This window comes from Chryseobacterium sp. S0630, assembly GCF_024158915.1.
GTDB lineage: Bacteria > Bacteroidota > Bacteroidia > Flavobacteriales > Weeksellaceae > Chryseobacterium.
Genome location: NZ_JAMZGF010000037.1, coordinates 19371 through 35873, shown reverse-complemented (window position 1 = coordinate 35873; position 16503 = coordinate 19371). Strand labels below are relative to the sequence as shown.

The following is a 16503-nucleotide window of genomic DNA, read 5'->3' as shown; positions in this document are numbered from 1 at the left end:
TGTTTTATGTTTTAAATAAAATCTTTCAATAATATTCTGGAAAAATCCCTTTCAAAAAGATGTTTTTTATGAGGGACTTCTAACCTTTCTGACTTAAAATTTAACTCATTATACTTAATGATATCAATGTCTATAATCCTGTCAGTATAACCTCCGGATACTTTTGAATCATTAATTCTTCCCATCTCAATTTCTATATTCTTAATACAATCAAGCAGTTGGATTGGTGAAAGATGAGTGAATATTATTGCTGCAATATTACAAAAAATATTGGAACTGACAAACTCTACAGGGTCAGACATTAAAAATTCGCTGGTTTGTGAAATGTGATTTCCGGCTTCATTTATCATCTTTAATGCAAGCTCTACATTTTTTTTTTGCTCTCCTAAGTTACTTCCTAGTAACAAAACGACCTTATGCTGCGACATATTAGAAAATTGATTGATTTATGAGAAGTTTCTTTAAAAATGTTTTGGCAAATATAGTAGCAATTATCATACTTTGCGCTCTATTTTTCATCTTTTTCATTATGATGCTTGTGTTCAGTGCGATGGGGAATGATAAGTCGGTGGCGGTAAAAAAGAACTCCGTTCTTACGATTAATTTAAAGACAAATATAATCGATAGCCCCACTGAAGAAGAGATGGGATTATTCGGTTTAGGAGCTCAAAATAAAAGTATCCTTATATATGATGCATTGGAAGCTATCAATAAAGCAAAAACGGATGATAATATTAAAGGAATCAGTATAGAAACTGATTATTTATCTGCAGGACTTACTCAGATTGATGATCTTAGAAACGCTATTGAAGATTTCAAGAAGAGTGGAAAGTTTGTGTATGCATATGGAAACGGCGTATCACAGTCTGCTTATTATTTAGGATCTGTTGCTGATAAATATTATCTGCATCCTGCAGGAATGGTAGAATTAAAAGGTCTTTCTACAGAGGTTACTTTCTTCAAGGATTTTGCAGATAAATACGGGATCGGAATTGAAGTAATCCGTCACGGTAAATTCAAGTCTGCGGTAGAACCTTTTATAAGAAATGATATTTCACCTGAAAATAAAGAACAGTTAAGTACGCTTTTGAATGACCTTTGGAAAAATACTTCCAATAAAATGGCAGCTTCAAGAAAAATTGATACTGCTCAGTTCAGAATGATTACAGACAGTTTATATGGAATGATTCCTGAGCAAAGCCTAAAATATAAACTAGCCGATAAACTGATCCAGAAATCAGAATACGAAGATCTTCTTAAGGCGAAGTTAAGTGTGAAAAATGAAGATAAACTGAACAAGATTTCTTTGACAAGTTATATCAACTCTTATGCGGATGAAGATAAATCTGGTGAAAAGATTGCAGTACTTTATGCTTCGGGATCTATTAATAACGGAGATGAATACAATGATATTCATTCTGAGAAATATGTGAAGTATATTAAAAAACTTCAGGAGGATGATAAAGTGAAAGCAGTTGTTTTCAGAATCAACTCTCCGGGAGGAAGTGCTAATGCTTCAGATGAAATCTTATTTGAACTACAGCAGCTGAAAAAGAAAAAACCACTGATCGTTTCTTTTGGTGACTATGCGGCATCAGGAGGATATTATGTAGCGATGGCTGCGGATAAAATTTATTCAGAGCCTAACACACTTACCGGTTCTATCGGAGTGTTCGGGGTGATGCCTTACTACAAAGATATTGCAGCTAAAAACGGAATCCGTGCAGATATTGTTTCCACCAATGCCAACTCTATGTATTATTCCGGATTAAACGGAGTAACCCCTTACGGAGTGAATATGATGACAAGAAGTGTAGAAGGTACTTATAAGAGATTTGTACACTTTGTGACTCAGAACAGAAAGAAAACTTTTGAGCAGATTGACAATGTAGGAGGTGGTAGAGTATGGAGTGGCGTTCGTGCAAAAGAAATAGGATTGGTAGACGAATTGGGTACTTTAACAGATGCAGTGAAGTTTGCCGCTCAGAAAGCAGGATTAAAATCTTATCATGTAGAGGCTTTCCCTAAGAGAATGACTCCGTTTGAGCAAATCTTTAAAGACCTGAATGAAGAGGACGTTTCTGCCAGAATTATCAAGAACAAGATTGGGAAATCCAACTATGAGATTCTGCAGCAGATTACAAACAAGAAACTGCAGTCTGAGGTGAAAATGGAAATGCCTTATCAGATTAGAATTAACGACTAACTAAATTTTATATTGTATACAAAAATCCCGGACCTGAAATTTCAGATCCGGGATTTTATTTTTTTTATCAGCCTTTATATCAGCTTTTCTTTGTTGCCATTCCGTAAATCCAGAGAATGATTAAAGCGCCTCCAATTGAGAGAATCCAGCTTCTAGGATTCCAGAATGAAGTAACATCTCCCCAGTGTAAAACGTAAACTCCTATAGCTCCTCCTACAAATGCTCCAAGAATTCCAAGGATAATAGTGATAAGCCATCCTCCTCCCTGAGTTCCCGGCATGATCATTTTAGCGATAGCACCTGCGATAAGACCAAATAGGATCCATGTTATAATTCCCATAGTTGCAAATTTTTTTATTGTTAATATTTAAAAATGATTTGTTTGCTAATATAAGGGAAAACATGATATAAATCATCTTTTCTTGAAGAATGAGTCTACAAATTCCGTACCATTAAAAAGTTGTAAATCCTGCATTTTTTCGCCTACACCAATATACTTTACCGGAATTTGGAACTGATCAGAGATACCGATTACAACACCTCCTTTGGCTGTTCCGTCCAGTTTGGTTACTGCTAAAGCATTTACTTCTGTTGCTGCTGTAAACTGTTTTGCCTGTTCGAAAGCATTCTGTCCTGTAGAGCCGTCAAGTACCAATAGAATCTCATGAGGTGCATCAGGAATTACTTTCTGCATCACTCTTTTAATCTTGGACAATTCATTCATCAGGTTGATCTTATTATGAAGTCTTCCTGCGGTATCAATGATGACAACATCAGCATTTTGAGCAACGGCACTTTGTACTGTATCGAAGGCTACTGAAGCAGGATCTGATCCCATTTCCTGTTTTACAATAGGAACACCCACTCTTTCGCTCCAGATAACAAGCTGGTCAACAGCAGCAGCTCTAAAGGTATCTGCAGCTCCAAGTACTACTTTTTTACCTTCCGATTTGAACTGGTGAGCCAGTTTTCCGATGGTTGTTGTTTTTCCAACTCCGTTTACTCCTACAACCATGATGACGTAGGGTTTTTTGGAAGTATCGATATTCCCTGTGCCGGCATGAGGATTTTCAAGCAATAATCCTGAAATCTCATCACGAAGAATTTTGTCAAGTTCATTTACTCCTACATATTTATCTCTGGCAACACGTTCTTCAATTCTTTCAATGATTTTGATAGTGGTAGAGGCTCCTACATCGGAAGCAATCAGTACTTCTTCCAGATCATCCAGAACTTCGTCATCTACTTTGCTTTTACCGACTACGGCTTTCGTCATTTTTTCAAAGAATCCCTGGCTGGATTTTTCCAATCCTTTATCTAAGGTTTCTTTTTCTTCCTTTTTGAAAATATTTTTAAACCAACTCATAGTTTTAGTTTATTCTTATTTATTTTTAATCACTGCTGTGGCTTCTACTTCTATAAGTACATCATCTCTGAAAAGCCTGCTCACTTCTACGAGGCTGCTTACGGGAGGATTTTGAAGATTGACATACAAATCCCTTACTTTTCTGAAATCAGGTGTTTTTTTGATGTCTGTGGTATAAATTACCAGTTTGATAATATCTTTTCCTGTACCTCCATATTCTTTCAGGATATTATCAATATTCTTGAAAACCTGCTGCGTTTGCTCTTCAATCGTATTTCCCACAAGATTACCTTCAGAGTCCAGAGGAACCTGTCCGGATAACAAAATCATTTTAGAATTTCCACAGTCAATACTTACTGATTGTGATAATCCTTTAATGTTGAAAACTTTTGGCGAACTTTTATATTCTGCAGAATTCATCGTTTTCTGACTGAATGAAAATAGAAAAGTTGCTGTGCAGGCCAGAACAAGTATCTTTTTCATACTTTACTGATTAATAATCTGGTGAGCAAAGATAACAAAAAAACTACCCAAAAAATGAGTAGTTTTTTATATTGTAAACAAAGTACTGATTATTTTTTTAAATAACCATCTACTTCATCAGCATTCATTACTTTTTCTTCGAAAACGTAAGCTCCTGATTTAGAAGACTTAACCATTTTCACCACTTTAGTCATCTTCTTAGATTGACCGCTTTGTAGGGTTGCTACTACTTTCTTTGCCATGGTAAGTTATTATTTATAAATTACTTAATTTCTTTGTGAAGGGTAGATCTCTTAAGAACAGGATTGTATTTTTTCAATTCCAATCTTTCTGTAGTGTTCTTTTTATTTTTTGTAGAAATGTATCTAGACATTCCTGGCATACCACTTTCTTTGTGCTCTGTACATTCAAGGATTACTTGAACTCTATTTCCTTTTTTTGCCATGATTTATTAATTCTTTTTAATCAATCCGTTTCTAGTAGCTCTTTCAATAGCTTCCTCGATTCCAATCTTGTTAATCACTCTCAATCCATGAGCTGATACTTTCAGTGTAACGTGCTTATCTTGCTCCGGAAGGTAAAACTTCTTCTCTAATAAGTTAATTTCAAAACGACGCTTCGTTTTGTTATTAGCGTGAGAAACGTTGTTACCAACCATTGCACGCTTTCCTGTTATTTGGCAAATTCTTGACATATCTCGATGTTCTTATTTGTATAATATTTGAGAGTGCAAAATAACGAAGAATTTTTTAGATAGACAAATCTTTTGGAAAATATTTATAAATAAGTGGCTGATTAATAATATTGAATTTTTAAAATAGTAGAATCCTTGGGATACAGCAGATAAAGGGTGCTGATATATTTCATACACGCTTTTTTTTACCCGCAGAATTTAATATTCTATCTTTGTTTTTAATTAATCTAAATAAAAACAACTATGAGGAGGATTTATATTTTATTGTCTATGGTACCTGTCAGTCTGATGGCTCAGAACTTTACTGAGGTGCAGACCAGCATGAATAATTTTTATTATTCTGCAGCTGATATCGCAGATATAGATAACAATGGTACGCTTGATATTGTGCTCAATGGAGCGATTGATTCCGATGGTGACGGAAATGTAGACAGTACTTATAATGAAGTATATCAGAATAATGGGACAACTTTATTGCCGTTTGTTGGGTTGGGAGCAGATGTGACCCATCTTGGAGATATTAAATTCATTGATTATAATAATGATGGCCTGATGGATATTATTTCCACAGGACTCAGCTATATGGATGTTGTTAATTATAAACAATACCGATTCAAAAATACAGGTGCAGGATTTGTAAAAGAAGCAGAATTGCCGGGAAAAATTTATGGATCTCTGGAAGTTTTTGATTTTAACCATGATGGGAAATCTGATTATGCAATTAATGGAACTCAGTATGCTCACGGAGGAGGTTTTGGAAATAGTTTGGATTATTACAAAAATACGGGTACCGGTTTTGATCTTACAGGAAATTGGGTAGATGGAACTCAGAGCGGAAGTTTTAAAGTGGTAGACCTTAATAATGATAACCTGTTGGATCTTGTGATTATCGGATCAGATATCAATGGAGATGCAGTATCCAAAGTGTACATGAACCAGGCTGGAGTTCTCACTCCTACACAAGATCTTGCGCCTGTAGCAGTGGGCAAAATAGATTATGCAGACTTTAATGCAGATGGTTTTCAGGATATTGTGGTGATTGGAAGAGATGGGAATGATGATCCCTATTTTGCTGTTCTCATGAATGATGGTACCGGGACATTGACTCCTCAGGCGATTGCCGTAAACGATATTTCAGATGTAGCATTGAGTGTTGGAGATTTAAATAACGACGGCTATTACGACTTTATTATTTCAGGAAATGAAGATTATAACGCTGTTGTGAAAACCTATATCTATGATGTTTCCAATCATAAATTCAATGAAGGAACTGTCACTGGTATTACTGCGCTTGGAGGTCCGGGACTGGTACAGCTTTTTGATTTTAATAATGATCATCATCTGGATATCTTATTGGGTGGATTCGATTGGGCTACTTCTGATCTGCCTTCACTGACTAAAGTATTTAAAAATAATTCCACAGCAGCCAATGCAAAACCTGCAGCACCTACTCAATTGAATCTGACTAAAAACGGAAATCGTTTTAATTTCACATGGAGTGGGGCATCGGATGATAAAACTCCGGTGAATGCATTACGTTATGAAATCACCGTAGGATCTACACAGGGAGCTCATGATATTGCAAAATATGTAGTAACAACACCATCATGGTTTCTTGAGCTTGATCCGTCCATTCAAAATGTATACTGGAGTGTGAAATCTATTGATGCTTCAAAAGTATATTCTGATGCTTCTGCACAGAGTGTGTTGGGAACAGCTGAAATCAAATCTGAAAAACAATTGGTTATCTACCCGAATCCGACATCAGATAAAGTATATATCAAAGGAGAAAAAGTTTCGGAAGCCGAAATGTATTCGATGGATGGAAGAAAACTGAATATCAGTGTAAATGGAGACCAGTCAATTGATGTTTCTCATTTACCTAAAGGAGTCTATTTATTAAAACTGAAGATAAAAAACGAAATAACCACAAAGAAGCTTACGATTAAGTAATTGAATCAATTCTATCTTCTATCAATGAGAAAAGCCAGACGTCCAGCTGGCTTTTCTCTTTTTTAAGTCTTAATATTTTACCTATTTAAAGCAAAGTAAAACTTCATAAAATAAAAATCAGCGTAATCTGCAAAATCAGCGAGAAAATATAAGGCTCGCAAATCTTGCAGATCACGCAGATCTTGTGTTATTTGTGCATCAATTTGTGCAATTCGTGTTTAAAAACTAAGCTTTCTTCGTTTTCTTTTTGAACCATTCAATCAGGTAATAAAATAATAAAAACCCTAGCGCAAATATGGAAAACCTTGAAAGAAGGTCACCTGCTCTGGTATAAAAGGTCATGCTATCATACAGATTCACTTTCGCAAATAAAGCGGTTTGATCCCCATAGAAAGTATCGGCAGTTATTTCACCTTTAGCATTAATATGGGCAGAAATTCCACTGTTGGCAGCACGGGCAATTTCTCTTCTGGTTTCAATAGCTCTTAGTTTAGCATAAGATAAAAGTTGTTTGTGTCCTTCTGTAACGCCCCACCAGGAGTCGTTGGTCATAATACCTAAGAAGTTAGCTCCTTTTTTTACATAGTCTGTTACAAATTCACCATAAATACTTTCATAGCAAATGATAGGAGCCAGCTTTCCTTTATTGTAAGGGTTTGAAAAGGCAACTCTTTCTTTATCTGTTCCCAAAGAAGCTACTGTTCCTCCCAGATTCAGCATGGCATCTCCAAGCAATGGTTTTAAAACATTCATATAAGGAAATATCTCAACACCTGGTACTAATTTTCCTTTGTGATAAGCCTGAACTTTTTGATTAGGAACCAATTGAATAGCTGTGTTATAACTACTCACCCAAACACCACTGTTAATCTGGTACGCTTCCTTAGGCAAGTCGGCAGGGTTATAAAAAAATCGGTGTGAAGAAATTCCTGTTGCAAAAACAGATCCTGGATGATTGGATAAAAATCCTTTGATATTGTTTAAAAGTAAACTCTTTTCAAAAGCTGTTTCGGAAATAGATCCTCTTCCCGGCAGAGCTGTTTCAGGGGCAATATAATAATCAATTTTACCGGTTGAGTTTTTTTCAGCAAGTGCTAATAAATCCTGTTCTATGGTCAGGCTGTCTTTCGAATATTTTTCAGCATAAGGGTCAAGATCCGGCTGCAGCATCAGAACATTAACCTGTCCGATTGGTTTTTCATCAAAATTATTGTATTTGATTACTGAAATAATCATTGGTAAAGCAATTAAAGCTCCAATAATAGCCGAGTTTTTGATCAAATCCTTCCTCTTTCTTCCGGCTTCCCACGTTCTTACTGTGTAAAAAATCAGTACATTAATCAGGAGAATCCAGAAGCTTCCTCCGGTTGCTCCTAGAGTGTCATACCATTGGATTAGTTTTGGGTAGTCTGAGAATACATTCCCAAGGTTCAGCCAAGGCCAGGTAAGTTCCCATCCTAAATGAAATTTTTCAAAACTCATCCAGATAGCAATTAAAAATCCTAATCCCCAATAGGTTCCCTGAGCATTTTTGTACCAATGGTAGCATTGAAATACCAAAGAGTATAAAAGAGAATTAACCAGCACCGGAAATAAAACAGCCATCAGAGAGTGGCTTCCGTCAGGGTTTTTGGAACCATACAGCCATCCTGTAGTCACTACATTCCAGATGATAAAACACAGGTAAGACAATCCGAAGACCATCCAGCTTTTCCTTTTATAATCTGAAAATTTTGAAATTCCATGCTCCATCATCAGAAGAGGAACAAGAGCGAAAAATATAAAAAACGGAACTCCATAAGTTGGCCATGAAACCGACAGCAGCATTGCTGAAATAAGTGTAAGTAGAACGTATTTCATTAAATTATTTTAATACACAAATTTAATGTTTTTGAAATGAATATATTAGCAGTTCGATGTTAAAGAAAATTTATAAAATCATTATTGTTCCGTATACTCTGTTTTTGCTCTATCTGATGTTCTTAGGAATGGGCAGATTTCAATATGAGGAAAATCTTATTACGGTAGAACCTTTTTTTTCTACCATAAAATTTATTCAGGGACCTAATAAGACAATAGATATTGTGAGGATTGTTTTAGGGAATATCATAATGTTTATTCCTTTTGGTTTTCTGGGTTGGGTCATTCCCGAACTGAGAAAACTGAAGCCGTTATTATTTGGTTTTATCTCATGCATCGTTATTGTAGAAGCACTTCAATATTTTACCAGGATGGGAATATTTGAGGTAGACGATATCATCCTGAATACTTTTGGGGTGTATCTGGGATGGAAGATTTGTGGATTGATTGAAAAAAGATTTAACTATTAAGTTCCTTTGCTCGTTTTTCGGCGTTCAGAATTCCTTGTTTCAGAATTTCTTTAAAACTGTTTTCTTCAAACGTTTGTAAAGCAGCTTCAGTAGTTCCGCCTTTGGATGCAACATCTTTAATCAGTTCTTCAAGATTCTTTTCTGAATTATTGATCAGATGATAAGCACCCAGCATAGTCTGTTTTACAAAAAGTTTGGAAAGATTTTCTTCAATTCCCATTTCAATACCTGCTTTAATCATAGCATCGATGATATAATAGAAATAAGCAGGACCACTTCCTGAAAGGGCGGTGACACCATCCAGAAGTTCTTCATTCTCCAGATAAACCGATCTTCCTGTGCTGTTCAATAATCTTTCAATATTGATTAACTGGCTGAAAGAAATTCCATTGGCTGCAGTATATCCTGTGATTCCCATTCCCAGAAGGGTAGGAGAGTTCGGCATGGCTCTTACAACAAGCGGATGATTCAGTAATTTCTGGATTTTTTCAATATTGATTCCTGCCATGATGGATAAAACCATCTGGTTTTCTTTGAACGTAAATTGAATATTTTGGGCTATTGCATGAAAATCCTGAGGCTTTACAGCGATAATGATCAGATCAGCATCGATATCTTTTACTTCTTCAAAAGTGGAAATTTTAGATTTGGGAAATTCCTCAGCTATTTTGGCAATTTTTTCCTGATTTCTGATAATAAGATGCAGATTTTCAGGTTTGATCAGTTCATATTTCAAAAATGATTTTGAGAAAGAAAGCCCCATATTTCCGGCTCCAAGAATGGCTATTTTCATCGCAAATTGTAATTTTTAAGCTAAAATAATGATTTTCCGGAGACTGGATATGAATTGGTTCTGAATTAATTTTTGTTGGATAAGCGCAAAGTCACAAAGATTGTAAATAGTATGCCATTTAAGGGCAAGAATATTTCGATTTTGCTCAATATGAGATTTTTATTTTCGTCCTTTGCTTTTCCACCCCATCTATGCATAGATTCCTAATCGGAATGACAAAGTGTACGGATAAGCTAAGCGTTGTATTTGTCATTCTGAAAGAATCCAGCCTTACAATTTTCCAGCTATTATGCAGCCCTTTAGTTTTCCACCTCATCTATGCATAGATTCTGCGAAGTGACAAAGTGTACAGATAAGCTAAGCATTGTGTTTGTCATTCTGAAAGAATCCAGCCTTACAATTTTCCAGCTATCATGCAGCCATAAGGCATTTTATCGAAGATAAATCCTTGCGCCTTACAATAACAACAAAGAAAATAAAGGATCCTTGAGTCTTTGCGTTAATCCAACACTTACAGATAATAAGCAATAAAAAAGACTGAAATCATATGAATCAGCCTTTATCTATTTTTAGATTAAATAATATTTACTTCCCGTTCAAGCTCTATCCCGAACTTTTCTTTTACAGAATTAATGATTTCCGTAGAAAAATCGAAAATTTCTTTTCCGGTTGCATTTCCTGTAGCATTGACAATGACCAGAGATTGCAATTTGTGTGAAGCCACATTTCCGATCTGCTTTCCTTTCCATCCACATTGCTCAATCAGCCATCCGGCAGGAACTTTTACCATCTCTCCATTCGGGTAACCCTGAATATTTTCAAACTGTTGTTTTAATGCTTCAAACTGAGTTAAGGGAATTGTAGGGTTCTTGAAAAAACTTCCGGCATTTCCGATTTTTTTTGGATCCGGTAATTTGCTTTGTCTTATATTGATTACAGCTTTGGAAACATCCTGAATGGTTGGGTTTTCAATGCCAAGATTTTCCAGTTCAGATTTGATTGCTCCATATTCTGTTTTGATAGGGTGATTTTTCTGAGTAAGCTTAAAAGTAACTTCCAGAATAACATATCTGCCTTTTCCTTCCTGCTTGAAAATAGAATCCCTGTATCCGAATCTGCATTGTTCAAGATTGAATGTTCTCAGTTCAAGATTTTCTAAATCCAGTACTTCACAGCTCACAAAAATATCTTTGATCTCTGTTCCGTAAGCTCCGATATTCTGCATGGGAGAGGTTCCTACATTTCCTGGAATTAAAGAAAGATTTTCAAGTCCTCCATAGTTTTTTTGCAGGCAGTACATCACGAATTCATGCCAGTTTTCCCCAGCTTTTGCAGTTACCCATACTTCATTTTCATGGATATGCTCTTCAGAAATTCCTCTTAAATTAAGTTGAATGGCAAGACCGTCAAAATCTTTGGTAAGAAGAATATTACTTCCGCCTCCTAAAAAAAGAAGCTGAAGAGATTGAGACTTCGAGAAAGTGAGAGCTTCTTTCAATTCATCAATAGAATTGACTTCAGTAAAATATCGGGCCTTGGCTTCAACACCAAATGTGTTATAAGGTTTTAATGAAAAGTTTTCTTGCATGTTTTATTGGTATTCTTTGGGAAGAATCTTGTATAGTTGTTCTTTAACTTGCTGTAACTGTTTGTAATGTAAAGTGTCTGCATAAGCATTCACATAGATATGAGACTTTTTTGGAGTCCGGATCTGGAAGGTTTCATCTATTCCGTCCACAGACTGTTGGCTGTGAGAACTTTTGATATGATCAAGATCTACAATATGAATGGATGATACAAGCTTTTTCCAGGTTTCAGAATTGATGGCAGATGACCACGCTTTATGGGTTTGATTGGCGGTCATTCCTTTTTCTGCAAAAACAGAATCTTTTGTAGCTTTAATAATCCTGTAGTTTCCGAGGTTTCCTTCAACATCAGATACACTGATGAAAGTAATCTCGTATGGATTTTTATGGGGAACAGACTGTTCCGTTTTTTTAGAATCACATGAAAAAAATGCCGACAGCAAAAGAATCGAAAACAGGATTTTCAGATGGATTTTTTTTGTTGTCGGCATAGGATATATTTTACAGACTGAATTCTTCTCTGTACTTCTTTAAAGCTTCTTTAAGAATTTCAGCACTTCTTTTTAAATCTTCTTCTTTCAGAACGTAAGCAATTCTTACCTGCTTCTTACCTAATTCAGGATTGCTGTAGAATCCTCCAGCAGGAGCCACCATGATGGTTTCGTTATTAAGAGAATATTTTTCAAGTAACCACTGAGCAAATTTTTCAGTATCATCCACCGGAAGTTCTGCCACACAGTAGAAAGCTCCTCTCGGCTTAGGGCAGATTACCCCAGGAATAGCATTTAAAAGATCTACCAATACATTTCTTCTGTGAGTATATTCTTCTCTTACGGCTCTGATGTAAGGACCGTCGTTCTGGTGTGCTGCTGTTGCTGCAATCTGTCCTAAAAGAACCGGGCTTAATCTTGCTTGTGCAAAAAGCATGGCTGCATTACGGATCTTGTTGGAACGTGTTACCATACATCCGATTCTTACTCCACACATAGAGTAACGCTTGGATTCGGAATCAATGATGATACAGTTTTCAGCTAATTCAGGGAAGTCAAGCATTGAGATCTGCTGCTTTCCATCATATACGTACTCTCTGTAAACTTCATCAGAGATGATTACGATATCATATTTCAAAGCAATTTCTGCCAATTTCTGAAGTTCCTCACGGGTATAAAGATATCCGGTAGGGTTTCCAGGGTTGCAGATAATGATTGCTCTTGTTTTTTCTGTAATTTTTTTCTCGAATTCTTCAACAGGTGGCAAAGCAAAACCAGTGTCAATTGTAGAAGGAACTGCTACTACATTCACATCAAATGTGCTGGTGAACCCATTGTAGTTAGCATAATAAGGTTCAGGAATAATCACTTCATCCCCTTCGTCACATAAAGTAGAGATGGCAAAGTTTAGAGCTTCAGAACCTCCGTTGGTAACAATAAAGTTATCAGGAGTAAGATCTGAGAAACCTAAAGAATGATAGTATTCTGTAAGGGCTTTTCTGTATTCAATATTCCCTTCAGAAAGCGCATATTCCAATACTTTTAAATCGATGTTTTTTAAAGCATTTAAAGCTGTTTCCGGAGTTTCAATATCAGGCTGTCCGATATTAAGGTGATATACTTTTATTCCTTTTTGTTTTGCTTGTAACGCAAAGGGAACCAGTTTTCTTACCGGCGATGGCGGCATATGCAGTGCTCTGTTTGAAATATTCGGCATTGTTCAAAAAATTTGTATGACAAAAATAGGATTTAATTTCTCAATAATAAAATTATGAGTTAATTAAGAAGGAGTCCATTAAGTTTTTATATTCCCTTTAGATTCTGTTTATTTTAATGTAGTTTGATGTTGATGTTTTATTGATTTTAAATAAATGTTGATTTTTTATTAAAAATAATTATTTTGTATTATTATTTTTCCTAAATTTCGCCACAAATGTGATTAAAATGGTAATAAATTTATTTTCTAGAGTGGTGCCTGCCGTCGCTCTATTCTCGGCCAGTGTAATGATGGCTCAAAATTTTCAGACAATGCCGGTTTCTTCAGGCTATACGGCAGACGTAATTGCTAACGGAATAGGTTCCTCAACAGTTTCAACCAACAATGATGTAGATGGAGTTTCTTATGCTTTTGTTGCTAAAGATTTCCAACTCACCTCTACAAGTGCAGCAATTACGTATGGTATCCCTGTTGACGGAATTATTAATTCTGTAGTGGGAACCACTCCTGGGCTAAGCTTTCAGTTAGCAAGTTTAAATGCAAATAATTCTTTAAGGTTAGCTGCTATAAATGATGTCGGGACTCTGGCATTTACAACACCCAAGCCTGTTACTAAACTGTACATGCTTGCTGTGAGTGGAAGTGGTACTTCTACGGTAAGTGCGGTGGTAAATTTTACAGATGGTAGTTCGCAGACATTTTCAAGTATCAGTCTTGCCGACTGGTATGGAGGATCTAACTTTGCCATCCAGGGGATAGGAAGAATAAAAAAACCAGGTGCGACTCCTGCCAGTGGAGATGATGTTCCTTCTCCTGAAGGGGGAACAAACCCAAGGTTATATCAGATTGAACTGGCAATAGATGCCGCAAACCAGGCAAAACCAATACAAAGTGTAACGGTTACCAAAGCGAGTGGCTCAGGTTTACCTAATATCTTTGCTTTTTCTGCAGATGTATATTCAGACTGTGCTCCGCCAGTATTGCAGGCGGTTTCCGGAATTACAGCTAATTCTGCTTTAGTTTCATGGACAGGTAGTGCTGCCAGTTATGATGTATACCACAGTACCTCAAACACAACACCATCAAGCTCTGTAACTCCTACTTATCCGGGAGTAATAGGAACAAGTACAACGATAGGAGGTCTTAATTCCAATACAACCTATTATTATTGGGTAAAATCCAACTGTAATACTGCAACGAGCCAAAGTGTATGGTCTTTTGCAGGAACATTTAAAACGGCTTGTTCTACTTTCACAGTTCCGTATACAGAAAACTTTGATACAACAAGTACAGGTTCTACCTCAAATACCAATGCTCCAAGCTGTTGGGCATATCTGGAAAGTGCATCATTTGCGGGGTATGGATATGTAAATGGATCCAATAGTTATTCAGCACCCAATTCTTATTATATGAATAATTCAAGTGGGACAACAGGTAGCCAAATGTTGGTTGCACCTCCTACTATCAATCTTTCAGATGGTACGAAGAGGGTAAGATTTTATGCAAAAGCGGGAGGAAGTAATTATACACTGTTAGTGGGAACATTATCAAACCCTGCAGATCCTGCTTCTTTCACACAAATTGGTTCTCCTATTGCTTTAACAACTACCCACACTCAATATACAGTTAATATTCCGGCGGGTACTGATTTACAGTTAGCATTTAAACATGGTTTAGGAGGTTCTTCACGTTCTATTTATATTGATAATATTACCGTTCAGAATATTCCTTCTTGCCTTGAACCAACGACACTTACGTCATCAAACGTAACAATGAACTCAGCAACAATCGGTTGGACGGCACCAGCTTCAGTTCCTGCAAACGGATACGAAGTATATTACAGTACAACCAATACTGCACCTGATGCTACAACGGTGTTGAATGCTACCAATTCTGTAACTTCTACTACTATTTCTGCGCCATTGAGTTCATTATCTACGGATACGAATTACTATGCATGGGTAAGATCTGTATGTAGTGCTAGTGACAAAAGTATCTGGAGTGAAGCTACTGCATTCAGAACAGGGTACTGTCTGCCTTCATCCAGTTCTCAGAATTCCTGGCTTTCTGACTTCAGTTCTACAGGAGGACTTGTAGATATGGCGTATTCATCCGGTTCAAGTGTTGCAGGCGGGTATCAGAACTTAACAACAAGCAGTAACAAAATAATCAATGCTCCGGGATCAAGTACTTCAGTATCTTTCACTGCCGGTGGCCCTACATGTGGAATTGGGGTTTGGGTAGACTGGAATAATAATTTAACTTTTGAAGCTTCTGAAAGAATGTTTGTTACGAACACTTATATTACAAGTACTTCGGGATCTATCACTGTACCTGCAGGAACACCTCTTGGAACTTATAGAATGAGAGTGGTGACGGATTATAACAGCACAGCACCTTCTAATCCTTGTACTGCTATTTCAAGAGGAGAGTTCATTGACTTTGCATTTGAAGTGGCAACCTCTTTATCCACTTCAGAAACGAAATTGAAGAAAAAAGAAGTGAGTGTATATCCTAATCCTTTCAAAGATGTACTTCACATTGCAGATATCAAAGATGTTAAATCTGTAACAGTTACTGATGTAGCAGGAAGAGTAGTGAAAACTATTGACAATCCTACCACAGAACTGCAGTTAGGTGAACTGAATGCTGGTTTATACTTAGTGACAATGAACTTTAAAGATGGTTCAAAATCAACAGTAAAAGCCATTAAGAAATAAAATTTTTTGAGTTAATAATTTCTGTAGGCAGTTGCATTCGTGTAGCTGCCTTTTTTGTGATAATTTTATAAAATAGTCGTATTTTAGAAAAAATTACAATATGCAGATTCAGTCAGTTTCTATAGAAGATTATATCTCAAAAATTCCTGAAGAAAGACAGGAAGCTTTTAAAAGGCTTTACAATACGGTGAATGATAATCTTCCAAAAGGTTTTGAAGAGGCCACCAATTACGGAATGGTAGGATGGGTCGTTCCTTTGGCAACATTTCCTGCAGGATATCATTGTGCGCCCGGGACACCGCTACCATTCATCAATCTTGCTTCCCAGAAAAATTTTATAGCACTGTACCATATGGGACTGTATTCAACGCCGGAACTTCTTGACTGGTTTGTGGCGGAATATCCTAAACACTCCAAAAAGAAACTGGATATGGGAAAATCCTGTGTACGCTTCAAGAAAGCAGAAGATATTCCTTTTGAGCTGATCGCTGAACTCAGTAAAAAAATGACTGCAGACGACTGGATTAAAATTTATGAATCGCAGTATAAGAGATAAAAAAAAGCTCTGAAATCTATCTGATTTCAGAGCTTTTTTTATGCTGGAAGAGGGAGGATTGAAGCTGGAAGTAATATTTGTTTTTAAAACTACCGATCGTCATTCCTTC

The 16503-nt window shown here is 36.4% G+C and carries 17 protein-coding genes; 5 read left to right on the top strand and 12 right to left on the bottom strand.

The window, feature by feature from the left end:
- Nucleotides 1-11: 11 nt before the first annotated feature.
- The gene (gene folK / locus NK356_RS15915; RefSeq protein WP_034694973.1) at nucleotides 12-428 is read right to left on the bottom strand and encodes a 2-amino-4-hydroxy-6-hydroxymethyldihydropteridine diphosphokinase; all 417 of its coding nucleotides are present in this window, start codon (nucleotides 426-428) and stop codon (nucleotides 12-14) included.
- A gap of 20 nt (nucleotides 429-448) precedes the next feature.
- On the opposite strand from folK, the gene sppA reads away from it, so the two are divergent.
- On the top strand, nucleotides 449-2206 hold the full coding sequence (sppA, locus tag NK356_RS15910) for a signal peptide peptidase SppA (RefSeq protein ID WP_034694974.1): 1758 nt from the start codon (nucleotides 449-451) through the stop codon (nucleotides 2204-2206).
- Nucleotides 2207-2285: 79 nt separating this feature from the next.
- On the opposite strand, the gene NK356_RS15905 is transcribed toward sppA, so the two are convergent.
- The 6 genes from NK356_RS15905 to rpmB all read right to left on the bottom strand — a co-directional run bounded on the left by NK356_RS15905 (nucleotide 2286) and on the right by rpmB (nucleotide 4749).
- Entirely contained in the window at nucleotides 2286-2546 is a 261-nt protein-coding gene (locus NK356_RS15905) for a GlsB/YeaQ/YmgE family stress response membrane protein (protein ID WP_034694983.1), read from the bottom strand.
- A 72-nt stretch (nucleotides 2547-2618) separates the two neighbouring features.
- Entirely contained in the window at nucleotides 2619-3572 is a 954-nt protein-coding gene (ftsY, locus tag NK356_RS15900) for a signal recognition particle-docking protein FtsY (RefSeq protein ID WP_034694984.1), read from the bottom strand.
- Between the two features lie 15 nt (nucleotides 3573-3587).
- Nucleotides 3588-4055, bottom strand: a complete 468-nt coding sequence (locus tag NK356_RS15895; protein WP_253317436.1) for a RidA family protein — start codon at nucleotides 4053-4055, stop codon at nucleotides 3588-3590.
- A gap of 89 nt (nucleotides 4056-4144) precedes the next feature.
- Nucleotides 4145-4297, bottom strand: coding sequence for a DUF4295 domain-containing protein (locus NK356_RS15890; protein WP_002976755.1), 153 nt, complete (start codon nucleotides 4295-4297; stop codon nucleotides 4145-4147).
- 20 nt (nucleotides 4298-4317) lie between these two features.
- Nucleotides 4318-4500 (bottom strand): 50S ribosomal protein L33, encoded by a 183-nt coding sequence (gene rpmG, locus NK356_RS15885; protein ID WP_027373683.1) that lies wholly within the window; start codon nucleotides 4498-4500, stop codon nucleotides 4318-4320.
- 6 nt (nucleotides 4501-4506) lie between these two features.
- Entirely contained in the window at nucleotides 4507-4749 is a 243-nt protein-coding gene (gene rpmB, locus NK356_RS15880) for a 50S ribosomal protein L28 (protein WP_002976757.1), read from the bottom strand.
- Between the two features lie 243 nt (nucleotides 4750-4992).
- On the opposite strand from rpmB, the gene NK356_RS15875 reads away from it, so the two are divergent.
- On the top strand, nucleotides 4993-6702 hold the full coding sequence (locus tag NK356_RS15875; protein WP_253317435.1) for a T9SS type A sorting domain-containing protein: 1710 nt from the start codon (nucleotides 4993-4995) through the stop codon (nucleotides 6700-6702).
- A gap of 225 nt (nucleotides 6703-6927) precedes the next feature.
- On the opposite strand, the gene lnt is transcribed toward NK356_RS15875, so the two are convergent.
- A complete protein-coding gene (lnt, locus tag NK356_RS15870; protein WP_253317434.1) occupies nucleotides 6928-8562 on the bottom strand; it encodes an apolipoprotein N-acyltransferase in 1635 nt (544 codons plus the stop codon).
- A 56-nt stretch (nucleotides 8563-8618) separates the two neighbouring features.
- Here lnt and NK356_RS15865 point away from each other — a divergent pair, with 56 nt between their 5' ends.
- Nucleotides 8619-9032, top strand: coding sequence for a VanZ family protein (locus NK356_RS15865; RefSeq protein WP_034694990.1), 414 nt, complete (start codon nucleotides 8619-8621; stop codon nucleotides 9030-9032).
- Here the strand turns inward: NK356_RS15865 and proC are convergent.
- The 4 genes from proC to NK356_RS15845 form a co-directional block, all read right to left on the bottom strand.
- The gene (gene proC / locus NK356_RS15860; protein WP_253317433.1) at nucleotides 9022-9825 is read right to left on the bottom strand and encodes a pyrroline-5-carboxylate reductase; all 804 of its coding nucleotides are present in this window, start codon (nucleotides 9823-9825) and stop codon (nucleotides 9022-9024) included. The two genes, NK356_RS15865 and proC, sit on opposite strands and share 11 nt — an antisense overlap.
- A 574-nt stretch (nucleotides 9826-10399) precedes the next feature.
- On the bottom strand, nucleotides 10400-11413 hold the full coding sequence (gene murB, locus NK356_RS15855; protein WP_034694994.1) for a UDP-N-acetylmuramate dehydrogenase: 1014 nt from the start codon (nucleotides 11411-11413) through the stop codon (nucleotides 10400-10402).
- Nucleotides 11414-11416: 3 nt separating this feature from the next.
- The gene (locus NK356_RS15850; protein ID WP_034694995.1) at nucleotides 11417-11902 is read right to left on the bottom strand and encodes a hypothetical protein; all 486 of its coding nucleotides are present in this window, start codon (nucleotides 11900-11902) and stop codon (nucleotides 11417-11419) included.
- Between the two features lie 10 nt (nucleotides 11903-11912).
- Nucleotides 11913-13118 carry a pyridoxal phosphate-dependent aminotransferase gene (locus tag NK356_RS15845; protein WP_034694997.1) on the bottom strand — a complete coding sequence of 402 codons (1206 nt, stop codon included), beginning with the start codon at nucleotides 13116-13118 and terminating at the stop codon, nucleotides 11913-11915.
- A 227-nt stretch (nucleotides 13119-13345) separates the two neighbouring features.
- Here NK356_RS15845 and NK356_RS15840 point away from each other — a divergent pair, with 227 nt between their 5' ends.
- Both NK356_RS15840 and NK356_RS15835 read left to right on the top strand, forming a co-directional pair.
- Entirely contained in the window at nucleotides 13346-15838 is a 2493-nt protein-coding gene (locus NK356_RS15840; RefSeq protein ID WP_081906421.1) for a GEVED domain-containing protein, read from the top strand.
- A gap of 100 nt (nucleotides 15839-15938) precedes the next feature.
- Nucleotides 15939-16394: a DUF1801 domain-containing protein gene (locus NK356_RS15835; protein WP_253317432.1), complete on the top strand. Its 456-nt coding sequence runs from the start codon at nucleotides 15939-15941 to the stop codon at nucleotides 16392-16394.
- The last annotated feature ends 109 nt before the right edge of the window (nucleotides 16395-16503 follow it).